The organism is Candidatus Pelagibacter sp. (assembly GCF_052049855.1).
GTDB lineage: Bacteria > Pseudomonadota > Alphaproteobacteria > Pelagibacterales > Pelagibacteraceae > Pelagibacter.
This window is the reverse complement of sequence record NZ_JBNGZE010000002.1, coordinates 111,415-131,426: the sequence shown is the minus strand read 5'-3', so window position 1 is coordinate 131,426 and position 20,012 is coordinate 111,415. Positions and strand designations below refer to the sequence as shown.

The following is a 20,012-nucleotide window of genomic DNA, read 5'->3' as shown; positions in this document are numbered from 1 at the left end:
TTAATTAATCATATTTCTTAAATTTAAATATTCAAATTTAATTAATAAATAAATTATGATGAAAATGACAGTAGTAATTCCTGTACAATAAAGAAATTTTTTAAACATTTTTGGATTTTCAGGTGAACCAGGATCCTCGCCCTCAATTTTTACAGTCTTTATTCGATTTACATCAATAGGTAAAATAGCAAAAAAAACTATCCACCATATAATTATATAGACAATAGCTAAGCCTGTTAAACTCATTAAATTCTTACTAAATTAACGTTGGTAAAAGGTTTTTTTCCTGTTCTCTCTTTAGAAAATTTTCTGCAAGCAATTTTTAATGCATCAATTAGATTGTGTTCTTGTTGTTTACTTCCAATTTTAAAAGTTCTAGAGGTTTTCTCTATTTCCTCTTCTAATCCATAAACAAAATCATCTCGATCATTTACAGGTAAACCACGAAATGAAAGTATAGGATTGTTGTGTATATTACCTTTAGGCGTAATCATAATTGTTACCTCGAGATATCCATTTGCACTTAAATTTTTTCTATCTTTAATTGATTGTGATTCTGGATCCACACTTACACTACCATCCAAATAAAGTCTGCCACTTGGTGCCTTATCATGTACCTCAGGTTTTTCACCTGGATAAAGCTTAACAATATCTCCATTTTCAACTTGAACTGGGTGTGGCACTTGCATTTCTCTTGCAAAATTAATGTGTTCTATCATGTGCCTATGTTCACCGTGTACAGGTATTACGCACCTAGGTTTTACCCATTGATACATCTCTTTCAGATCTTCTCTATTTGGATGCCCTGAAACATGAACAAATTCAGTTTCTTCAGATATTACTTCTATTCCATCTTTAACAAGTTGGTTGTGAAGTTTATAAAGTTTTTTTTCATTACCAGGTATGATTTTTGAAGAAAAAATTACAGCATCACCTTTTTCAATAAAAACATCTGGATGAACATAACTAGAAATTCTCATCATTGCACCCATTGGTTCACCCTGGCTTCCAGTACATAAATACACAATTTTTTCTCTTGGAAAATTTTTAGCCTCTCTTGGATCAATTGGTTCAATTGTATTTTTTAAATATCCACATTGACGTGCGGCTTTATAAATACGATGCATTGATCTTCCAACTAATGATATTTGTCTTGCTGTTTGTTCTGCACAATAAAAAGCTGTCTCCATTCTAGCTACGTTTGAAGCAAAAGACGTTATGATAATTCTTTTTTTTAATCGAGACATAACGTTCAACATGTTTTTTCTAACATCTAATTCTGAACCTGATCTACCAGCGCTAAATACATTTGTTGAGTCGCATATCATTGCGAGCACACCTTCCTCACCAATTTCCTTCAATCTTTTTTCGTTTATATTGTCTCCAATTAAAGGATTTGGGTCTACCTTCCAATCTCCAGTATGCAAAATAACTCCAGCTGGAGTTTTAATTCTAAGTCCGTTTGGTTCTAATATTGAATGTGTTAAAGTAATGTATTCAATTTCAAATGGATCCAAAGATACCTTTCCATTTAATTCAACAATTTGTAAATCATTGGTTATATCGATTTGTTTTTCTCTAAATTTTTCTCTAATTAATACAGCTGTGAAAGGAGTTGCAAAAATTTTACACTGTAATTTTGGCCATAAATGAGCAATTGCACCAATATGATCTTCGTGAGCATGTGTTAAAACTATTCCCAATAAATTATCTTTTCTTTCAACTATAAAGCCAGGGTCAGGATAAATTAAATCGACACCTGGAATAGTATCATCTGCAAATGTTACTCCTATATCGACCATTATCCATTTATGATCACTAGGCTGTCCATAACCGAACAAATTCATATTCATGCCGATTTCACCTGATCCACCTAAGGGACAAAATAATAGTTCATCTTTCATATTATTTAATTAATTTTGAAATTTTAATTAAGCCTTTAATTGTAACATCCTGGTTATGACTTGCTTTCGTTTTTATTGAGTTTCTAAATAAATCCGAAAATCCTCCAGTAATAATTACTTTAAAAGATTTTCTGGTCTCTTTCTTAATTAAATTAATAATATTGTCAATTAAACCAGCATAGCCCCAAAAAAAGCCTGATCTTACAGCTGAAATCGTATTATTACCAATGACTTTATTAATTTTTTTTAAATTTATTTTTGGAATTAAAGTTGCTTTGTCAGACAATGTATTCAAAGACAATCTTACACCAGGGGCAATAATTCCTCCACAATAAGTATTTTTAACTAGTACATCAAAAGTTGTTGCTGTTCCAAAATCTAAAATTATAAAATTATTTTTGTTATTCATTAAGCTTATAGCATTAGTAATTCTATCTGAGCCAACTTGTTTATAATTTACTTTGATTTTTATAAGTGATTTTAAGTTTAATTTTTTAACCTCTATGCATTTTGATTTAACTTTTTTCGATAGAAATTTTTTAATGATAGAAAATGTTTTAGGTACAACGCTACAAAATAATATTTTTTCAATTTTATTTAATTGAATTTTATTTTTTTTAAATAAAGAATTTAGCTGATTGTTATTTACAGATTTTGATAAAAAAGTAATTTTTTTTAAAATTTTATTATTTTTAGAAACAATACATAATTTTGTTTCTGTATTACCAATGTCGCCTAGAATATACATTATTTAGTCTTATAAAGTTTGGATAAATTTTTTTCAAAAAGCTCTTTTAATTTATTTTCTACTCTTGATTTATTAATACTTTTTTTAGTTACCTCTTGCAAGTTTGTAGTAGGATAATCCCTTATAATTGGATTTTTTTTGACATTTACACCTATACCTGTAATTAAAAATTTTTTATCTCTTACAAATATAATTTCTTGTAAAATCCCACAAATTTTTTTTTTATTAATTAGAAGGTCATTTGGTTTTTTAAATAAAATTTTTTTTTTTGTAAACGATGAGAGCAATTTTTTAACTAAAAGACAATTAATTTTAGTTAAAGTATTAATAGATAAATTTTTTTTATTTAGTTCATTGAAAAAAGAAATAAATAAATTTCCTTTTGAGGATATCCATTTTCTTCCATACTGTCCTCTACCATGAATTTGTGTTTCAGCAACAACCATACCAAAGTTGTATTTATTTTTTTTAATGATACTTATCGCAGTATTGTTTGTGCTTTTTACTTTTTTAAATTTGAATTTTTTAAATTTCATTAAATAATATTAATTCTTGAAACAACTTCTACTAACTGACTTGGGAATATGAAGTATAAAAGAATTAATATAGTTGAAACTGTCAGTGAAAATTTAAGCCATAAACTATGGTCTGTATCGTATTTATCTTTTTCCTTGTCAAAATACATAATTTTTATAATTCTCAGATAATAAAAGGCTGCAACCACAGTTGATAATAACCCTACTATAGCCAGGAAATACATTGATTGTTCCAATACTGCTTTAAAAACATAAAATTTTGCAAAGAAACCAGCTAGGGGTGGTATGCCTGCTAAAGAAAATAAAATTAACAACATACATAAAGACAATAGTGGATGATTTTTTGATAATCCTGATAGGTCATCAATATCTTCATAATATTGATCTTTTCTTCTTAACATTAATAAACATGAAAAAAAGGCTAAGTTCATAACAACATAAATAGAAATATAAATTATTGAACTTTGAATTCCTTCATTTGATACTGTGGCTAAACCAGCCAATGTGTAACCAACGTGCCCTATAGAGCTGTAAGCAATTAGTCTTTTAATATTAGTTTGTCCTATAGCAGCAACTGCTCCAAAAATCATAGAAGCTATAGACAAAAAAACTATTATCATTTGCCATTGATCAATTAAATTTAAAAATGGAACATATAAAAATCTTATAAATACAGTCAAAGCTGCTATCTTTGGTACTATTGTAAAAAACAAAGTAACAGTTGTTGGAGATCCTTCATAAACATCAGGTGCCCACATATGAAATGGAACTGCAGAAATTTTAAATGCTAAACCAACTAATATGAACACAATCCCAAAAGTTAAAACATATTCCTCAGAATTTAGTTGATTTGATATAACATCAAAATTTGTTGAACCTGAAAAACCATAAACTAAAGAACATCCATATAATAAAAGTCCTGATGACAATGCGCTTAAAACAAAATATTTCAAACCAGCTTCTGATGATTTTAATTGATCTCTATTATATGTAGCTAAAACATATAGAGCTAATGACTGTAATTCTAAACCCATATAAAAAACAATTAGATCATTTGAGCTGATCATTACCATCATACCAAGAATTGAACTTAAAATAAGAACTGGGTATTCTATATTATATATTTTAAATGTTTTTAGATAAGTTGACGAAATAACTAAAACTAAAAAACCTCCAATTAAAGTTATAATTTTCATTAGCGAGGACATGCTGTCAATCACGACACTTTCATTAAATAAAGTTTCTCTAGTTACAGAGAAGGTTTCATTGAATGTTATTATTGTTGTAATTAAAATTGCAAACAAAGATAAATTGAAAGTAATTTTTGTACTGTCATTTTTAAACACACCCAAAATAAGTAGAAACATAATTGATAGAGAAATAAAAATTTCAGGTAATATTAAATTTAAATTTTCCATATTATTTACTGGCTATATTTGTGTTATGCATATTAATTAAATCAGTAACAGAGACTTCAATAGTGTTTATTAATGGATCAGGATAAAAACCAAAAAATAAGATTGGTGCAGCCAGACAAGATAAAATAAAATATTCTGATCTATTTAAATCTAACATTTTTTTAAGATCTTCATTAATTAATTTTCCAAATACTACTCTTTTATAAAGCCACAACATGTATGCAGCTCCTAAAATCACCCCAACACTTGCTATTACAGCCACTAAAAAATTATCTTTAAAGGCTCCCATTAATATTAAAAACTCACCAATAAAACCACTGGTTCCAGGTAAACCTAGAGATGCCAAAGCAAATAGCATAAACAATATTGAATATTTTGGAATTACAGAAACTAGTCCACCATACGTACTTATCAATCTAGAATGCATTCTGTCATAAACTACACCAACAGTTAAAAATAATGCTGCTGAAACTAACCCGTGGCTAATCATTTGAATTATACTTCCTTCAATTCCCTGTTGTTGTAAAGTGAATATACCCAAAGTTACAAAACCCATATGCGCAACTGATGAATATGCAATTAACTTTTTCATATCTTCCTGCATTAAAGCTATCAATGAGGTAAATATGATTGCAATAACACTCAAGATGTAAATTAATGGTGTAAATACTTCAGATGCAATCGGGAAAAGACCTAAAGAAAATCTTATAAAACCATATCCAGCCATTTTTAATAATATGGCAGCTAGCAAAACAGATCCAGCAGTAGGAGCCTCAACGTGAGCATCGGGTAACCATGTATGGACTGGCCACATAGGTGTTTTAACAGCAAATGAACTAAAAAATGCTAACCATAATAGATTTTGATATTTAACATCAATTCCAATTTCATATAGTTGTACCACGTCAGTTGTTCCTGTAATCCAATAAATTGAGATTATTGCAACCAACATCAAAACAGACCCTAATAGTGTGTATAAAAAGAATTTGAACGCTGAATAAACTCTTCGTGCACCTCCCCAAATACCAATAATTAAAAACATTGGAATTAATCCAGCTTCAAAAAATAGATAAAATACTACTAAGTCAAGTGCACAGAAAACACCAATCATGAAACTTTCCATGATTAAAATTGCAATTAAAAAATCCCTTAATCTATTTTTAACAGAATTATTTACAGATATTATACAAAGTGGTGTTATAAATGTAGTTAATATAATAAATAAAATTGAAATACCATCTACTCCAACTTTATAATTAATAAATCCTTCAATCCATGTTCTGTCTTCTATAAATTGGAAACTAGATGTAGATTGGTCAAAAGAAATCCATAAGTAAATTGAAATTAAAAAATTAACAACTGTTGTAAATAAAGCTACGTATTTAGCAGTTAAATTATTTCCTTCTTTATTTTTAGTAAAAAATAAAAATAAAGCTCCAATTGTTGGTAACAATATTAAAGATGAAAGAATAGGAAAATTCATTATTTAACTATTAAAAAGGTTAGTAATGCGGAAAAACCTAACAACATTACAAATGCATATTGATAGATAAAACCACTTTGAAATTTAGTTGCTTTAATTGAACATTTTTTTATAAAAGAAGAAATTCCATCAGGACCAAAACCATCAATTATAGTTCCATCACAAAATTTCCACAAAAATAGACCTAGTTTTTTTGAAGATTTAATAAACAACACATCGTACAACTCGTCGAAATACCATTTATTGACTAAAAAATTATACAAAGGTTTGTTGATAGAAACTATTGAATTAGGTAACTCTTTGTTTTTTACAAATAAGTAATAAGCAATTGGAATAGATACTAAAACTAAACAAGGTGTTAAGAGTAAAAACCATAAAGGTGGATGTTCAGTGCTTAAAGGTTTTAAAAACTTAATAGACTCTGCCCAGAATAAATTATCACCATGACCGATAAATAGTCCTTTAAATAGAAAACCAGCAAATACTGCTCCTATTGAGAGGATAAATAAAGGAATAAGCATTATTAATGGAGACTCATGTGTTTCTTCTATCTTGACCTCTTTATTGTTATAATCTCCATGGAAAGTTTTAAAGATTAATCTCCATGAATAAATAGATGTTAAAAATGCCGTAATTACTCCAATCCCAGCAGCGTAATAACCAGTAGTATTACCTTTTAAATACGCAAATTCAATAATTGCATCTTTAGAATAAAATCCTGATAAAAATGGAAAACCTGTTAAAGCAAGTGTTCCAATAATCATTAAAGCATAAGTGTAAGGTAACTTTTTCCATACTCCACCCATATTATTTATATTTTGCTCATCTTTAAATGCATGGATTACTGAACCAGATCCTAAAAATAATAAAGCTTTGAAAAATGCGTGAGTAAATAAGTGAAACATAGCAACATTGTATGCACCAACTCCTGCTGCAAAAAACATATAACCAAGTTGACTACATGTGGAATAAGCAATGATTTTTTTTATATCTGTTTGAACAAGAGCGACAGTTGCTGCAAAGAATGCAGTTGTCATTCCAACAATGGTTATAAAATTTAGTATTAACGGTGAATATTCGTAAATTGGGGAACACCTAACTACTAAGAAAACACCCGCAGTTACCATCGTTGCTGCGTGAATTAATGCAGAAACTGGAGTTGGACCCTCCATCGCATCAGGTAACCAAGTATGTAGCAATATCTGCGCAGATTTACCCATTGCTCCAATAAATAAAAGTAAACAAATTAAATCTATTGCTTTAACTTCAAAACCTAAAAATGTTAAATTTTTATCCATTAATGTTGGAATTTGTTGAAATACTTCTGAGTAATTAACAGTACCAAATAAATAAAATATTAAGAAAATTCCTAAAGCAAAACCAAAATCACCTACTCTGTTTACAACAAATGCTTTTATTGCTGCAGCATTTGCACTTTCCTTTTTGAACCAAAAACCAATTAAGAAATAGGAACATAAACCAACACCTTCCCAACCAAAAAATAATTGTATAAAATTATCTGAAGTTACAAGCATCAACATCGCAAATGTGAACAATGATAAATAAGCCATGAATCTTGGTTTATGAGGATCATGAGACATGTAACCAATTGAATAAATATGTACCAAAGCAGATACAGAGGTTACAACTACTAGCATCACAGCTGATAAAGGATCAATTAACATCGACCAATTTACATCAAGTGACCCAGAACTTATCCAGGTAGCTATAACAATATTTTCCTCATACTGATTAAAAATTACTTTATAAAGAACAAAAATTGATAAGAGAGCAGAAATTGAAACAAGCACACTAGTTACTATTTCAGAATTTCTATCACCTATATATTTTCCAAAAAAACCAGAAATAATCGATGCTATAAGTGGAAGAAATATAATTGATAGTTCCATGATTATCCTTTCAACTTATCAATTTCTTCAACTCGTATTGTTCCAGAATTTCTAAAATACACGACTATGATTGCCAATCCTATAGCTGCTTCTGCTGCCGCAACTGTAAGAATAAATAAAGTAAAGACTTGTCCTGACAAATCTCCTAAATAAATAGAAAAAGCAACTAAATTAATATTTACCGCAAGTAATATCAGCTCAATACTCATTAATATGACTATGATGTTCTTCCTATTAAGAAAAATACCAATTACCCCAATTGAGAATATCACTGCTCCTAAAGTTAAATAATGTCCTAAACCTATATCAATCATCTATTTTAACCCCTTTATTGCTCTGAACTTCTAGCACCTCAACACCATCGGCTCTTTCTCTAGATAACTGCTTGATATAACTTTGTCTTTTAACACCTGATCTTTGTCTAAATGTTAATACAATTGCCCCAACCATAGCTACTAGTAGGATCATTCCACTTATTTGAAACACATGAATATAATCTGTATATAAAATTTGTCCTAATGAGTGAGTGTTGCTAATGCTGGTTTGAGCAAATGAATTATCAATATCAAAAATTTCTGGTTTATATTTCCAACCACCAATTACAATTATTACTTCAACGAATATGAGCGTACTGATAATTAATCCTACTGGGATATGTTTAGAGCTTTGTTGACCTGCAAACCATTGATTTTTTTGTTGTGCTACATTCAACATCATAACAACAAATAAAAATAAAACTGCTACAGCACCAACATAAACAATTAACATTATCATTCCTAAAAATTCAGCACCAATCATTATAAAAAGACATGAAATACTTATAAAATCTAAAATTAGAAAAAATACTGAGTGAACAGTATTTTTAGAAGCAGTTACCATTATAGCTGAAACAACAGCAATTAAAGAAAAGGTATAAAAGAAAATAGCATGAGCAATCATTTTTACCTATGAATATTGTCGGCTTTAATATTTGCGTCTAAGATATTCTCCCATCTATCCCCATTATCTAACAATTTTTCTTTTGTGTAATACAGCTCTTCTCTCGTTTCTGTAGAAAATTCAAAATTAGGACCTTGAACAATTGCATCCACTGGGCAAGACTCCTCACATAGACCACAATATATACATTTCATCATATCTATGTCGTATCGGGTTGTTTTTCTACTACCATCTTTTCTCTGTGCAGACTCTATTGTTATAGCTTGTGCTGGACATACAGCTTCACATAACTTACATGCAATACATCTTTCTTCACCATTTGGATATCTTCTTAAAGCATGCTCGCCTCTAAATCTGGGACTTATTTTTCCTTTTTCAAAAGGATAATTAATTGTTTTTTTTGGTTTAAAAAACTCTTTTAAAGCCATGTATAAGCCTCCAAGAAAATCTGCCATTAATATTGTTTTAAAAATTCTAGAAATCTTCATATTTAGTTCACTGGTAAGAGATTAAAATAAAATAAATAACTTGCGGTAATTACTACCCAAACCAAAGAAAAAGGAAGAAACACTTTCCAACCTAGTCTCATAAGTTGATCATATCTATATCGTGGAACGATTGCTTTAACTAAAGCAAATAAGAAAAATAAAAGTAAGATTTTCAAAATTAGCCATATTGCTCCTGGTATCAATGTGAATGGATATATTTCTATTGGAGATAACCAGCCACCTAAAAACAATATTGCCCCCATTGCACACATTAATAAAATATTTGCATATTCACCTAACCAAAACATTGCATACATCATGCCAGAATATTCAGTTTGATAACCAGCAACTAATTCTGCCTCAGCTTCAGGTAAATCGAAGGGAGGTCTATTTGTTTCAGCTAAAGCTGATATAAAAAATATCACAAACATTGGAAATAATGGGATTACAAACCATAGATTTTGCTGTGCAATAACAATGTCATTTAAGTTAAGTGATCCAACACACAACAACACGTTAATTATAATTACTCCAATAGATACCTCATATGATACCATTTGAGCTGCAGATCGGATTGCTCCCAAAAAAGGATATTTGGAATTTGATGCCCATCCTCCCATTATAATTCCGTACACACCTAAAGATGAAACTGCAAATAAATATAGAATTCCAACATTTATATCAGCTAATACTTGAGTTGCACCAAATGGAATTACTGCCCATGATACTAAGGCTAAGGTCATTGTTACTATGGGAGCTAATATAAATATAACCTTATTAGAACTTGAAGGAATAATCATTTCTTTAAAGATATATTTTAAAGCATCGGCTAAAGACTGTAATATTCCAAAAGGTCCAACAACATTTGGACCTTGTCGCTTTTGCACAAAAGCCCAAACTCTCCTGTCAAGCCAAACAACCATCGCTACTGAAACCAAAACTGGAACTAACAAAAATAATATTTTATATACTTGTTCAAAAACTATACTTACGTATTCCATGTTAACCTTCTGTACCTGTAGATTTAAATTTTAATTTTGAATTATTACATTCAAGCATTGTCTTCGAACATCTGGCGATAATATTTGAAAAATAATATGACTTTAAATTTATTATTAATTTTTCATTTTGAAAGTCCTCTTCCAACTTTATTTCATGATCATTACTTTGTTTTTCTTTTTGAAGATTTAAATAATTAAACATGCTGCTTTCCAATTCCTCTTTGTCATTAAATAATTTTCTATTGTTCATATATTCAGCAATTTCATTAATTATTTTCCAATCTTCCTTGGCTTCCCCTGGAGGGTAAGATGCTTTATATGCTTTCTGAATTTTTCCCTCTAAATTAGTATAATATCCATCTTGTTCCGTATAAGCTGACCCTGGTAAAATAATATCTGCAATCTCAGCACCTTTGTCACCATGACTACCTTGATAAATTACAAACTCATCTTTTTTAACGAAATCTAAGTTGTCTTGCCCTACTAAATAAATAATATCAAATTTATGAGATCTTAAATCTTTTAATAAATTATTTTTATTATTGATTAAACCAAGATCAAAGTTTCCAACAGAGGCTGCATCACAAGAAAGAATATTTAAAGGATTCCAATCCTCAGAAAATTTTTTATTATGTTTTAAAAAATTCTTTATTTTATAATACAAAAATTCTGCTGAGTGTAATCTTAGAAATGATTCACCAAGGACAATCATTGGTTTTTTTGAATCTTTTAAACTTTTAGATAGATTATGAGTTCCATCAAAAATATTTTTTAATGTTTGAGTTTGTCCATCTAAACTTTCATAAGGATATGTAAGATCACCATTTTCATTTAAAGATACTATTCTAGTGTTATTATTAAGATAAGATTTTCTTATTCTTGCATTTAGAATGGTTGCCTCATATCTTGGATTAGTACCAATTAAAAATATTAAATCAGCTTCTTCAATTCCGTTTATAGATGTATTAAAAATATAATTTTCTCTTTTGGATGTATTTATAAATCTATTATCCGCCCTAGACTCGTAAAAATTATTACTAAGTGTTCTGTCAAAAAATTCTTTAAATATATAGCTAGTTTCCATGTTGGTTAAATCTCCAACAAATCCACAAATTTTTTCCTTTGTTGTGTTTTCAAATTTGGATTTTATTATTTTATATACTTCTTCCCAAGAAGCTTTCTCAAATTTTTTATTATATTTAATATATGGAGTATCTAATCGTTGATACAGAAGTCCATCACATGCATATCTAGTTTTATCAGAAATCCATTCTTCGTTTATATCTTCATTAATAATTGGTAAAACTCTTTTTACTTCCCAATCATAAGTATCAACTCTTATATTAGATCCAACTGCATCCATTACATCAATTGTCTCTGTTTTTTTTAGTTCCCAAGGTCTTGCCTCAAATACATAAGGTTTAGAGGTTAAAGCTCCTACTGGACAAAGATCTACTACATTAGCTGATAGTTCTGATTGCATAGATTGCTCTAAATATGTAGTAATTTGCATATCCTCGCCTCTACCAATAGCTCCTAGCTCTGGTACACCTGCAACTTCAGTTGCAAATCTTACACATCTTGTGCAATGTATACATCTTGTCATCTGGGTTTTAATTAATGGTCCCATATTTTTTTCAGTAACTAATCTTTTGTTTTCTTTAAATCTTGACTTATCTACACCGTAATACATTGATTGATCCTGTAAGTCACATTCACCCCCTTGATCACATACTGGACAGTCTAAAGGATGATTGGCTAACAAAAATTCCATCACTCCTTTTCGTGCTTTTTCTACAAATTCAGTATTTGTTTTTATATTCATTCCTTCTGCTGCTGGCATGGCACAGGAAGCTATAGGTTTAGGTGATTTTTCCATTTCGACTAAACACATTCTACAATTACCAGCTATAGATAATTTTTCATGATAACAAAATCTCGGAATTTCTACTCCCGCCTTTTCACATGCTTGAAGCACTGTTAATCCCTCTTCTACTTCAACATCAACATCGTTTACTTTTAATTTAAGCATTTTTTTTTTCCAATAAGTGTTGATCAACTAAATAAGGAATGTTGTTTTTTTTCTGAACAATAGGTTCCAAATTATTTCTCTTAACTATTTCTTTTTTAAAATGTCTTAAAAGTCCTTGAACTGGCCATGATGATCCCTCACCAAAAGCACAAATAGTATGTCCTGCAATTTGATTAGTAACATCACCTAACATATCAACTTCATCTTTTGTTGCATCACCTTTTGCCATTCTTTCAAGCATTCTCCACATCCAACCAGAACCCTCTCTACAAGGTGTACATTGACCACAACTTTCATGTTTATAAAATCTAGCAATTCTTGCCATACATTTAATTATGTCTTGATCTTTGTTGATGACAACAATACCAGCCGTGCCTAAACCACTTTTTTCAGCCATAAGTGAGTCAAAATCCATTGTTAATGTTTCACATTTTTCTTTGGGAATAAGAGGCATGGATGAGCCTCCTGGTATAACAGCTTGTAAATTATCCCATCCACCAATTACACCTCCAGCATGAACTTCTATTAATTCTTTTAAAGGAATATTCATTTCTTCCTCAACGTTACATGGTGTATTAACATTTCCAGATATGCAAAATATTTTTGTACCAGTATTTTTTTCTCTTCCAAGAGAGGCAAACCATTTTCCACTTTTTCTAAGAATTGTTGGAACTACTGCTATAGTCTCTACATTGTTTATAATTGTTGGACATCCATAAAGGCCAATTAAAGCTGGGAATGGTGGTTTCAATCTAGGTTGCCCTTTTTTACCTTCTATGCTCTCTAATAATGCAGTTTCTTCTCCACAAATATAAGCACCTGCTCCGTAGTGAATGTAAATATCTAAATCCCATCCAGTTCCAGCAGCATTTTTACCAATTAAATTTTTTTCATAAGCTTCATCAATAGCTGATTGTAATTTTTGACCCTCTATAAAATATTCACCTCTGATATAGATATAACAAACATGAGCTTGAACTGCGTATGATGCTATTAAACAACCTTCAATCAATTTATGGGGTTCAAATCTCAAAATATCTCTATCTTTACAAGTGCCTGGCTCAGACTCGTCTGCATTAATAACTAAATAATGAGGCCTAGATCCTACTTCTTTAGGAGCAAAAGACCATTTTAAACCTGTAGGAAATCCTGCACCTCCTCTTCCTCTGAGTTGTGAATCTTTTACCTCATTTATTATCCAATCTCTTCCTTTTGCTACCAATTCTGATGTATTTGCCCAGTCACCTCTTTTTTGAGCAGATTTAACATCCGAACCCATATCGTTATACAAATTTTTAAAAATTCTATCTTGATCTTTAAGCATTTTTTACATCCATTAGTGTTTTTCTATTATTTTCAGGTTCAGTATTTAATCGTCCTCGATATGATCCTGGTTTTGGGTCCTCACCTTTCAAAATTTTATCAAATATTTCTATTGTTTTTTCTTTATCTAAATCTTCATAATAATCATCATTAATTTGCATCATGGGTGCATTAACACATGCTCCTAAACATTCTACTTCCATCCAAGAACAATTTTTATCATTTAATAATTCATTTTCTTTATCCGAAATTTTTTCCTTACAAGCTTCAACTATTTTATTTGCTCCTCTAATCATACAAGGAGTAGTAGTACAAACCTGGACAAAATACTTTCCTACTGGTGATAAATTGTACATGGTGTAAAAAGTTGCTACCTCATAAACTTTTATGTAAGGCATGTCTAAAAACTTTGCGATATATTTCATAGCAGCCAATGGTATCCAATTATCATTCTGTTTTTGAGCAATATAAAGTAAAGCCATCACAGCGCTTTGCTGTTTGCCTTCAGGATATTTTAAAACTATTTTATTTGCTTCCTCCATCGAGGAAGAAGTAAACTCAAAAGTTTCAGGTTGATCTTTTGCAGGTCTTCTTAAGCTCATCTGTCTACCTCACCAAAAACTATATCTAATGAACCCAATACTGCTGGTACATCAGCTAACATATGTCCTTTAATTAAATAGTCCATTGATTGTAGATGTGAAAATCCAGGAGCTCTAATTTTACATTTATACGGTTTATTTGATCCGTCTGAAATCAGATAAACACCAAATTCTCCTTTTGGAGCTTCTACTGCTGTATAGATTTCATCTTTAGGAACTCTATAGCCCTCTGTAAAAAGTTTAAAATGATGAATAAGTGCTTCCATTGATTGTTTAATCTCTTTTTTAGATGGTGGGCTTATCTTACCATCTAAAGATTTTATCGGACCCTTTTCCATTTTAGAAAGGCACTGCTTAATTATCGATACACTCTCTTTCATTTCTTCTATTCTGCATAAATACCGGTCATAACAGTCTCCATTTCTTCCAACTGGTATTTTAAAATCTAATTGTTTATAGCAATCATATGGTTGAGATTTCCTCAAATCCCATGGAACTCCTGAACCTCTGATCATTACGCCTGAAAAAGAGTAGTCTAGAGCATCCTGTTTGGTAACAACTCCTATATCTACATTTCTTTGTTTAAAAATTCTATTCTCTGTTAATAAACTTTCTAAATCATTAATTATTTTTGGAAATGTCTCACAAAATTCACCTATATCTTCTTCCAAACCTTGAGGTAAATCTTGATGTACTCCACCTGCTCTAAAATAATTTGCATGAAGTCTTGAACCAGAAACTCTCTCATAAAAACCCATTAGCTTTTCTCTTTCCTCAAAACCCCATAGAGTTGGAGTTAGAGCACCAACGTCCATAGCTTGTGTAGTCACGTTTAATATATGGCTTAAAATTCTTCCTATCTCACAAAATATTACTCTTATATATTGAGCTCTAATTGGGACATCTATTTTAAGTATTTTTTCAGTTGCTAAAGCAAAGGCATGTTCTTGATTCATTGGAGCAACATAGTCAAGACGATCAAAGTAAGGGACTGCTTGCATATAGGTTTTGTTTTCAATTAGTTTTTCTGTACCTCTGTGTAATAATCCAATATGTGGATCTGCTTTTTCAACTACTTCTCCATCTAATTCTAAAATTAGTCTTAACACACCATGAGCAGCAGGATGTTGAGGGCCAAAGTTTAAATTAAGGTTTTTAATTTTTTTTGTCATTATTATCTAATTCTTCTTTAATATATTTAGTGCCTTCCCATGGACTTTCGTAATCAAAGTTTCTGTAGTTCTGTTCAAGTTTGACTGGCTCACTTATTACTTTTTTTTGATCTTCACTGTATCTAACCTCTGTATGTCCTGTTAAAGGAAAATCTTTTCTAAGAGGATGACCTTCAAAACCATAATCAGTAAGTATTCTTCTTAAATCTGGGTGATCTTTAAAAGAAACACCGTACATATCAAATACTTCTCTTTCCATCCAGTTAGCTCCTGGAAAGATACTAGTTATGGATGGTATGATTTCATTTTCTGCAATTGTATATTTTAAAATTAATCTATGATTAAATTCATGGCTTAAAAATAAATATACTACTTCAAATCTTTGATTATTTTCAGGATAATCAGTAACTGTGATATCAATAAGTTGTCTGAATTTAGTGTCATTGTTTGTTTTTAAAAACAAAACCACATCAATAAGATCATCTTTGTCTGTTTCAAGATAAATCTGATTATGTTTAATCTCAGTTCTATTAATTTTAGTCGTTAATTCCGAGTTAATTTTTTTTTCTAGATCAATCAAATTTTTCATAACTATCTCGTTATAGAACCCTTGTTTCTAATTTTTTTTTGAAGTTGTAATATTCCATAAAGCAATGCTTCTGCTGATGGAGGACATCCAGGCACATAAACGTCAACTGGAACTATTCTATCACAACCTCTCACCACAGAATATGAATAATGATAATACCCACCACCATTTGCACAACTTCCCATTGATATGACATATCTTGGTTCTGGCATTTGGTCATAAACTTTTCTCAAAGCAGGTGCCATTTTATTAGTCAAAGTACCTGCTACGATCATTACATCTGATTGTCTTGGGGAGGCTCTTGGTGCTGCTCCAAATCTTTCAAGATCATATCTTGGCATCGATGTTTGCATCATTTCAACAGCACAACATGCTAATCCAAATGTCATCCAATGAAGTGATCCTGCTCTTGACCAATTTATTAAATTGTCTAGAGAAGTTGTAATAAACCCATTCTTGCTAAAATCGTCTGCAAGTTGTTTAAATTCTTTAGGAACCTGATCTATTTTGTTTTGCATTGTAATTAAATTTTATTCCCAATCTAAAGCACCTTTTTTCCACTCATAAATAAAACCAATTGTAAGTATGAAGAGGAAAATCATCATTGATGAAAAACCTAATAAACCGATATTTCCAAGAGAAATTGCCCATGGAAAAAGGAAAGCAATTTCTAAATCAAAAATGATAAATAATATTGCTACCAAATAAAATCTTACATCAAACTCCATCCTTGAATCTTCAAATGGTTCAAATCCACATTCATATGCAGAAAGCTTTTCAGGATCTGGACTTTTTGGTGAAAGAATAAAATTAACTACCACAAAAGCACAACTTACTCCTAATGCTAGAATCAAAAAAATTATAATAGGTAAGTAGTTTTGTAAAAAATCAGATAACATTGAAGTCTATATAGCACTTTTTTTTTGTTCTTGAAGCGCTCATACGTCACATTTTCATGAAAAAAAAAATTAACAATTTCAATGACTTATATTGGGTAAACTAAAAAAGCTAACAATTTCAATGTATTAGACAATTAGTTGTAATTTAGTAAAAAAGTGGCGGGAGTGAAGGGACTCGAACCCTCGACCTATCGCGTGACAGGCGATCGCTCTAACCAACTGAGCTACACCCCCACTTTTGATTCTTGGTGGGCAGTATAGGACTCGAACCTATGGCCCCCTCGGTGTAAACGAGATGCTCTACCAACTGAGCTAACCGCCCATAACCAAAAAGTAACGTGATTTATATCTTTTAGAGCAGTAACGTCAAGATTTATTAATAACTATAAAATAGGGTAAAAATTAAAATCCACCCCTCCAATTTGACTTATTTTCAAAACTATCTTTCTCCTGTTTTGAAATAGGTCTAAATAAATAAATAGCTAAAAATATAATTACTAAAAAAATTACTAATAGTTCCATTTTATAGAATTTGTTTATTACTGAATACTAGCTTGAGATTTATCGTCTTTTTTTGAAATTTCAACCTCAACCCACTCAGTTGGTTTAAGTTCCTTTGTAAGAGCTATTTTTATTACTTGATCAGCATATTCAACAGGTGTGATCTTAATATCATCAATAATTTTTTTAGGCATATCTACAAGATCTTTCTCATTCTCCTTCGGTATCAATACCTGTTTAATTCCAGCTCTGTGAGCAGCTAATAATTTTTCTTTTAGACCACCGATTGGTAAAACTTGACCTGTTAATGTTACTTCTCCTGTCATAGCCACATCTCTTCTAACTGGAATATTGCTAATTGAGGAAACAATTGAGGTTACCATACCAATACCAGCAGATGGACCATCTTTTGGTGTTGCACCTTCAGGAACATGGATATGAAAATCTTTCTTTTCAAAGATTGGTGGTATTATTCCGTATTCTAAACATTTTGATCTTACAAAGGATTTCGCAGCTTTTACTGATTCTTGCATTACATCGCCTAACTTACCAGTAATCTGCATTCTACCTTTTCCAGGCATTGTAACTGTCTCGATCTTTAAGATCTCACCACCATACTCTGTCCAAGCAAGACCAGTAACTATACCTACTCTATTTTCAGATTCTAATTCTCCAAATTTAAATTTAGGAACACCAAGAAAATCTGATAAATTTTTATTGTTGATTCCAACTTCTTTTTCTTCACCAGCTACAATTTTCTTAACAACTTTTCTAGCAAGTTTAGAAATTTCTCTTTCAAGGTTTCTTACACCCGATTCTTTTGTGTATCCTCTAATGACTTCTTTTATAATATCGTCATCAAGCTTCATTTCTTTTTCCTTAACACCATTATCTTTTATTTGTTTAGGTAACAAATATTTATTTGCGATACTTATTTTTTCATCTTCAGTATAACCAGCCAAACGAATAACCTCCATTCTATCCAATAAAGGAGGTAAAATATTTAAAGTATTAGCCGTTGTTACAAACATCACGTCAGAAAGGTCATAATCAACCTCTAAATAATGATCATTGAAAGTTGTGTTTTGTTCAGGATCTAAAGCTTCTAATAATGCTGAGGATGGGTCACCCCTATAATCATTACCAATTTTATCAATTTCATCTAATAAAATTAATGGATTTTTTGTACCAGCTTTTTTCATCATCTGAATAATCTTTCCTGGTAATGATCCAATGTATGTTCTTCTATGACCTCTTATTTCTGCTTCATCCCTCATTCCACCAACTGACATTCTCACAAATTCTCTATTTGTTGCTTTTGCTATCGATTTACCTAATGAAGTTTTTCCAACACCTGGTGGTCCTACCAAACATAAAATTGGACCTTTAATTTTTTCCATTCTTTTTTGAACAGCTAAAAATTCAATAATTCTCTCTTTAACTTTCTCTAATCCAAAATGATCTTTATCAAGAATATTAAGAGCTTTAGTTAAATCTATGTCAACTTCACTTTTTTTATGCCAAGGTAGTTCAGTCATCCAATCTAAATAATTTCTCACCACTGTTGCCTCTGCAGACATCGGACTCATATTTTTTAATTTTTTTAACTCTTGGAGACATTTTTTTTCAACTTCCTTCGGCATCTTTGCTTTAGTTATTGCTTTGTTTAAGCTTGCTGTTTCATCTTTACCGTCTTCTATTTCTCCAAGTTCTTTTTGGATAGCCTTTAGTTGCTCATTTAAATAATACTCTCTCTGAGTTTTTTCCATTTGAGTTTTAACTCTACCTCTTATTCTTTTTTCAACACCAATAATGCTTGTTTCATTTTCCATTATTTTAATAATGGCGTTTAATCTTTTCTTTACATCTACTGTTTCAAAAATTTGTTGTTTTTCTGAAATAGTAGCTGTTATATGGGATGCAATATTATCAGCAATTTGTGAAGGGTCTTTTAATTGCTTAATACTATTAATGGTCTCATTTGAAATTTTTTTATTTATAGATGTTAATTTTTCTAATCTTCTCAGTGCAGTTGAAGCTAATGGGTATAAATCTTCATCCTCAGATAAAACATCATTATAAGTAGTGTAATCGCAAGTTATAAATTTTTCATTATCCTTAAAGTCTAAAATTTTTATTCTCTTAATGCCCTCTACTAAAACTTTTACTGTACCATCTGGTAACTTTAATAATTGCAAAATATTCCCCTCACAACCATACATAAAAACATCTGTTTTCTTTGGATCATCGATTTCAGAATTTTTTTGAGTAACTAATATAATTTTTTTATCTTTTTTCATTACTTCGTTTAGAGCTGAAATAGATTTATCTCTACCTACAAACAAAGGAATAACCATGCTTGGGAATACTACGATGTCCCTTAATGGTAATAAAGGTAATGAAATTTTAACGTCCATGAGAATAATATGGATATTATATTTTATAATGCAATAGGTTTTTGCTATTT

General features: G+C 30.4%; 19 protein-coding genes and 2 tRNA genes. All 21 read right to left on the bottom strand.

Annotated elements, in window-relative coordinates; all coding sequences use genetic code 11:
- On the bottom strand, positions 1 to 246 hold the full coding sequence (locus ACTT9X_RS02750) for a DUF1467 family protein (RefSeq protein ID WP_440934167.1): 246 nt from the start codon (positions 244 to 246) through the stop codon (positions 1 to 3).
- Positions 246 to 1,904, bottom strand: coding sequence for a ribonuclease J (locus ACTT9X_RS02745; RefSeq protein ID WP_440934166.1), 1,659 nt, complete (start codon positions 1,902 to 1,904; stop codon positions 246 to 248). Before ACTT9X_RS02745 ends, ACTT9X_RS02750 begins: the two co-directional genes overlap by 1 nt.
- A 1-nt stretch (position 1,905) precedes the next feature.
- Positions 1,906 to 2,652 carry a type III pantothenate kinase gene (locus tag ACTT9X_RS02740; RefSeq protein WP_440934165.1) on the bottom strand — a complete coding sequence of 249 codons (747 nt, stop codon included), beginning with the start codon at positions 2,650 to 2,652 and terminating at the stop codon, positions 1,906 to 1,908.
- Entirely contained in the window at positions 2,652 to 3,188 is a 537-nt protein-coding gene (locus tag ACTT9X_RS02735; protein WP_440934164.1) for a biotin--[acetyl-CoA-carboxylase] ligase, read from the bottom strand. Before ACTT9X_RS02735 ends, ACTT9X_RS02740 begins: the two co-directional genes overlap by 1 nt.
- Entirely contained in the window at positions 3,188 to 4,606 is a 1,419-nt protein-coding gene (gene nuoN, locus ACTT9X_RS02730; protein WP_440934163.1) for an NADH-quinone oxidoreductase subunit NuoN, read from the bottom strand. Before nuoN ends, ACTT9X_RS02735 begins: the two co-directional genes overlap by 1 nt.
- A 1-nt stretch (position 4,607) precedes the next feature.
- Positions 4,608 to 6,089: an NADH-quinone oxidoreductase subunit M gene (locus tag ACTT9X_RS02725; protein WP_440934162.1), complete on the bottom strand. Its 1,482-nt coding sequence runs from the start codon at positions 6,087 to 6,089 to the stop codon at positions 4,608 to 4,610.
- Complete coding sequence (nuoL, locus tag ACTT9X_RS02720; RefSeq protein ID WP_440934161.1) at positions 6,089 to 7,999, bottom strand: NADH-quinone oxidoreductase subunit L; 1,911 nt, start codon at positions 7,997 to 7,999, stop codon at positions 6,089 to 6,091. The genes ACTT9X_RS02725 and nuoL overlap by 1 nt, the downstream gene beginning before the upstream one ends.
- 2 nt (positions 8,000 to 8,001) lie before the next feature.
- Complete coding sequence (gene nuoK, locus ACTT9X_RS02715) at positions 8,002 to 8,310, bottom strand: NADH-quinone oxidoreductase subunit NuoK (RefSeq protein WP_440928653.1); 309 nt, start codon at positions 8,308 to 8,310, stop codon at positions 8,002 to 8,004.
- Positions 8,306 to 8,938 (bottom strand): NADH-quinone oxidoreductase subunit J, encoded by a 633-nt coding sequence (locus ACTT9X_RS02710; protein ID WP_440934160.1) that lies wholly within the window; start codon positions 8,936 to 8,938, stop codon positions 8,306 to 8,308. Before ACTT9X_RS02710 ends, nuoK begins: the two co-directional genes overlap by 5 nt.
- A 2-nt stretch (positions 8,939 to 8,940) precedes the next feature.
- Positions 8,941 to 9,426, bottom strand: coding sequence for an NADH-quinone oxidoreductase subunit NuoI (gene nuoI / locus ACTT9X_RS02705; protein WP_440934159.1), 486 nt, complete (start codon positions 9,424 to 9,426; stop codon positions 8,941 to 8,943).
- 2 nt (positions 9,427 to 9,428) lie between these two features.
- Positions 9,429 to 10,427 carry an NADH-quinone oxidoreductase subunit NuoH gene (gene nuoH / locus ACTT9X_RS02700; RefSeq protein ID WP_440934158.1) on the bottom strand — a complete coding sequence of 333 codons (999 nt, stop codon included), beginning with the start codon at positions 10,425 to 10,427 and terminating at the stop codon, positions 9,429 to 9,431.
- Position 10,428: 1 nt separating this feature from the next.
- Complete coding sequence (nuoG, locus tag ACTT9X_RS02695) at positions 10,429 to 12,459, bottom strand: NADH-quinone oxidoreductase subunit NuoG (RefSeq protein ID WP_440934157.1); 2,031 nt, start codon at positions 12,457 to 12,459, stop codon at positions 10,429 to 10,431.
- A complete protein-coding gene (gene nuoF, locus ACTT9X_RS02690; protein ID WP_440934156.1) occupies positions 12,452 to 13,783 on the bottom strand; it encodes an NADH-quinone oxidoreductase subunit NuoF in 1,332 nt (443 codons plus the stop codon). Before nuoF ends, nuoG begins: the two co-directional genes overlap by 8 nt.
- On the bottom strand, positions 13,776 to 14,384 hold the full coding sequence (gene nuoE, locus ACTT9X_RS02685) for an NADH-quinone oxidoreductase subunit NuoE (RefSeq protein ID WP_440934155.1): 609 nt from the start codon (positions 14,382 to 14,384) through the stop codon (positions 13,776 to 13,778). The genes nuoF and nuoE overlap by 8 nt, the downstream gene beginning before the upstream one ends.
- Entirely contained in the window at positions 14,381 to 15,556 is a 1,176-nt protein-coding gene (locus ACTT9X_RS02680; RefSeq protein ID WP_440927602.1) for an NADH-quinone oxidoreductase subunit D, read from the bottom strand. Before ACTT9X_RS02680 ends, nuoE begins: the two co-directional genes overlap by 4 nt.
- Positions 15,540 to 16,145: an NADH-quinone oxidoreductase subunit C gene (locus ACTT9X_RS02675; protein ID WP_440934154.1), complete on the bottom strand. Its 606-nt coding sequence runs from the start codon at positions 16,143 to 16,145 to the stop codon at positions 15,540 to 15,542. Before ACTT9X_RS02675 ends, ACTT9X_RS02680 begins: the two co-directional genes overlap by 17 nt.
- Before the next feature lie 2 nt (positions 16,146 to 16,147).
- Entirely contained in the window at positions 16,148 to 16,663 is a 516-nt protein-coding gene (locus ACTT9X_RS02670; RefSeq protein WP_440934153.1) for a NuoB/complex I 20 kDa subunit family protein, read from the bottom strand.
- Positions 16,664 to 16,675: 12 nt separating this feature from the next.
- Positions 16,676 to 17,044 (bottom strand): NADH-quinone oxidoreductase subunit A, encoded by a 369-nt coding sequence (locus ACTT9X_RS02665; protein ID WP_440934152.1) that lies wholly within the window; start codon positions 17,042 to 17,044, stop codon positions 16,676 to 16,678.
- Positions 17,045 to 17,201: 157 nt separating this feature from the next.
- A tRNA-Asp gene (locus tag ACTT9X_RS02660) sits at positions 17,202 to 17,278 on the bottom strand.
- A 12-nt stretch (positions 17,279 to 17,290) separates the two neighbouring features.
- A tRNA-Val gene (locus tag ACTT9X_RS02655) sits at positions 17,291 to 17,366 on the bottom strand.
- 217 nt (positions 17,367 to 17,583) lie between these two features.
- Positions 17,584 to 19,962 carry an endopeptidase La gene (gene lon / locus ACTT9X_RS02650; RefSeq protein ID WP_440934151.1) on the bottom strand — a complete coding sequence of 793 codons (2,379 nt, stop codon included), beginning with the start codon at positions 19,960 to 19,962 and terminating at the stop codon, positions 17,584 to 17,586.
- Between the last annotated feature and the right edge of the window lie 50 nt (positions 19,963 to 20,012).

Coding starts and splice junctions, on each gene's coding strand:
- ACTT9X_RS02750 (WP_440934167.1), bottom strand. CDS start 246: ATGAGTTTAACAGGCTTAGCTATTGTCTATATAATTATATGGTGGATA.
- ACTT9X_RS02745 (WP_440934166.1), bottom strand. CDS start 1,904: ATGAAAGATGAACTATTATTTTGTCCCTTAGGTGGATCAGGTGAAATC.
- ACTT9X_RS02740 (WP_440934165.1), bottom strand. CDS start 2,652: ATGTATATTCTAGGCGACATTGGTAATACAGAAACAAAATTATGTATT.
- ACTT9X_RS02735 (WP_440934164.1), bottom strand. CDS start 3,188: ATGAAATTTAAAAAATTCAAATTTAAAAAAGTAAAAAGCACAAACAAT.
- nuoN (WP_440934163.1), bottom strand. CDS start 4,606: ATGGAAAATTTAAATTTAATATTACCTGAAATTTTTATTTCTCTATCA.
- ACTT9X_RS02725 (WP_440934162.1), bottom strand. CDS start 6,089: ATGAATTTTCCTATTCTTTCATCTTTAATATTGTTACCAACAATTGGA.
- nuoL (WP_440934161.1), bottom strand. CDS start 7,999: ATGGAACTATCAATTATATTTCTTCCACTTATAGCATCGATTATTTCT.
- ACTT9X_RS02710 (WP_440934160.1), bottom strand. CDS start 8,938: ATGATTGCTCATGCTATTTTCTTTTATACCTTTTCTTTAATTGCTGTT.
- nuoI (WP_440934159.1), bottom strand. CDS start 9,426: ATGAAGATTTCTAGAATTTTTAAAACAATATTAATGGCAGATTTTCTT.
- nuoH (WP_440934158.1), bottom strand. CDS start 10,427: ATGGAATACGTAAGTATAGTTTTTGAACAAGTATATAAAATATTATTT.
- nuoG (WP_440934157.1), bottom strand. CDS start 12,459: ATGCTTAAATTAAAAGTAAACGATGTTGATGTTGAAGTAGAAGAGGGA.
- nuoF (WP_440934156.1), bottom strand. CDS start 13,783: ATGCTTAAAGATCAAGATAGAATTTTTAAAAATTTGTATAACGATATG.
- nuoE (WP_440934155.1), bottom strand. CDS start 14,384: ATGAGCTTAAGAAGACCTGCAAAAGATCAACCTGAAACTTTTGAGTTT.
- ACTT9X_RS02680 (WP_440927602.1), bottom strand. CDS start 15,556: ATGACAAAAAAAATTAAAAACCTTAATTTAAACTTTGGCCCTCAACAT.
- ACTT9X_RS02675 (WP_440934154.1), bottom strand. CDS start 16,145: ATGAAAAATTTGATTGATCTAGAAAAAAAAATTAACTCGGAATTAACG.
- ACTT9X_RS02670 (WP_440934153.1), bottom strand. CDS start 16,663: ATGCAAAACAAAATAGATCAGGTTCCTAAAGAATTTAAACAACTTGCA.
- ACTT9X_RS02665 (WP_440934152.1), bottom strand. CDS start 17,044: ATGTTATCTGATTTTTTACAAAACTACTTACCTATTATAATTTTTTTG.
- lon (WP_440934151.1), bottom strand. CDS start 19,962: ATGGACGTTAAAATTTCATTACCTTTATTACCATTAAGGGACATCGTA.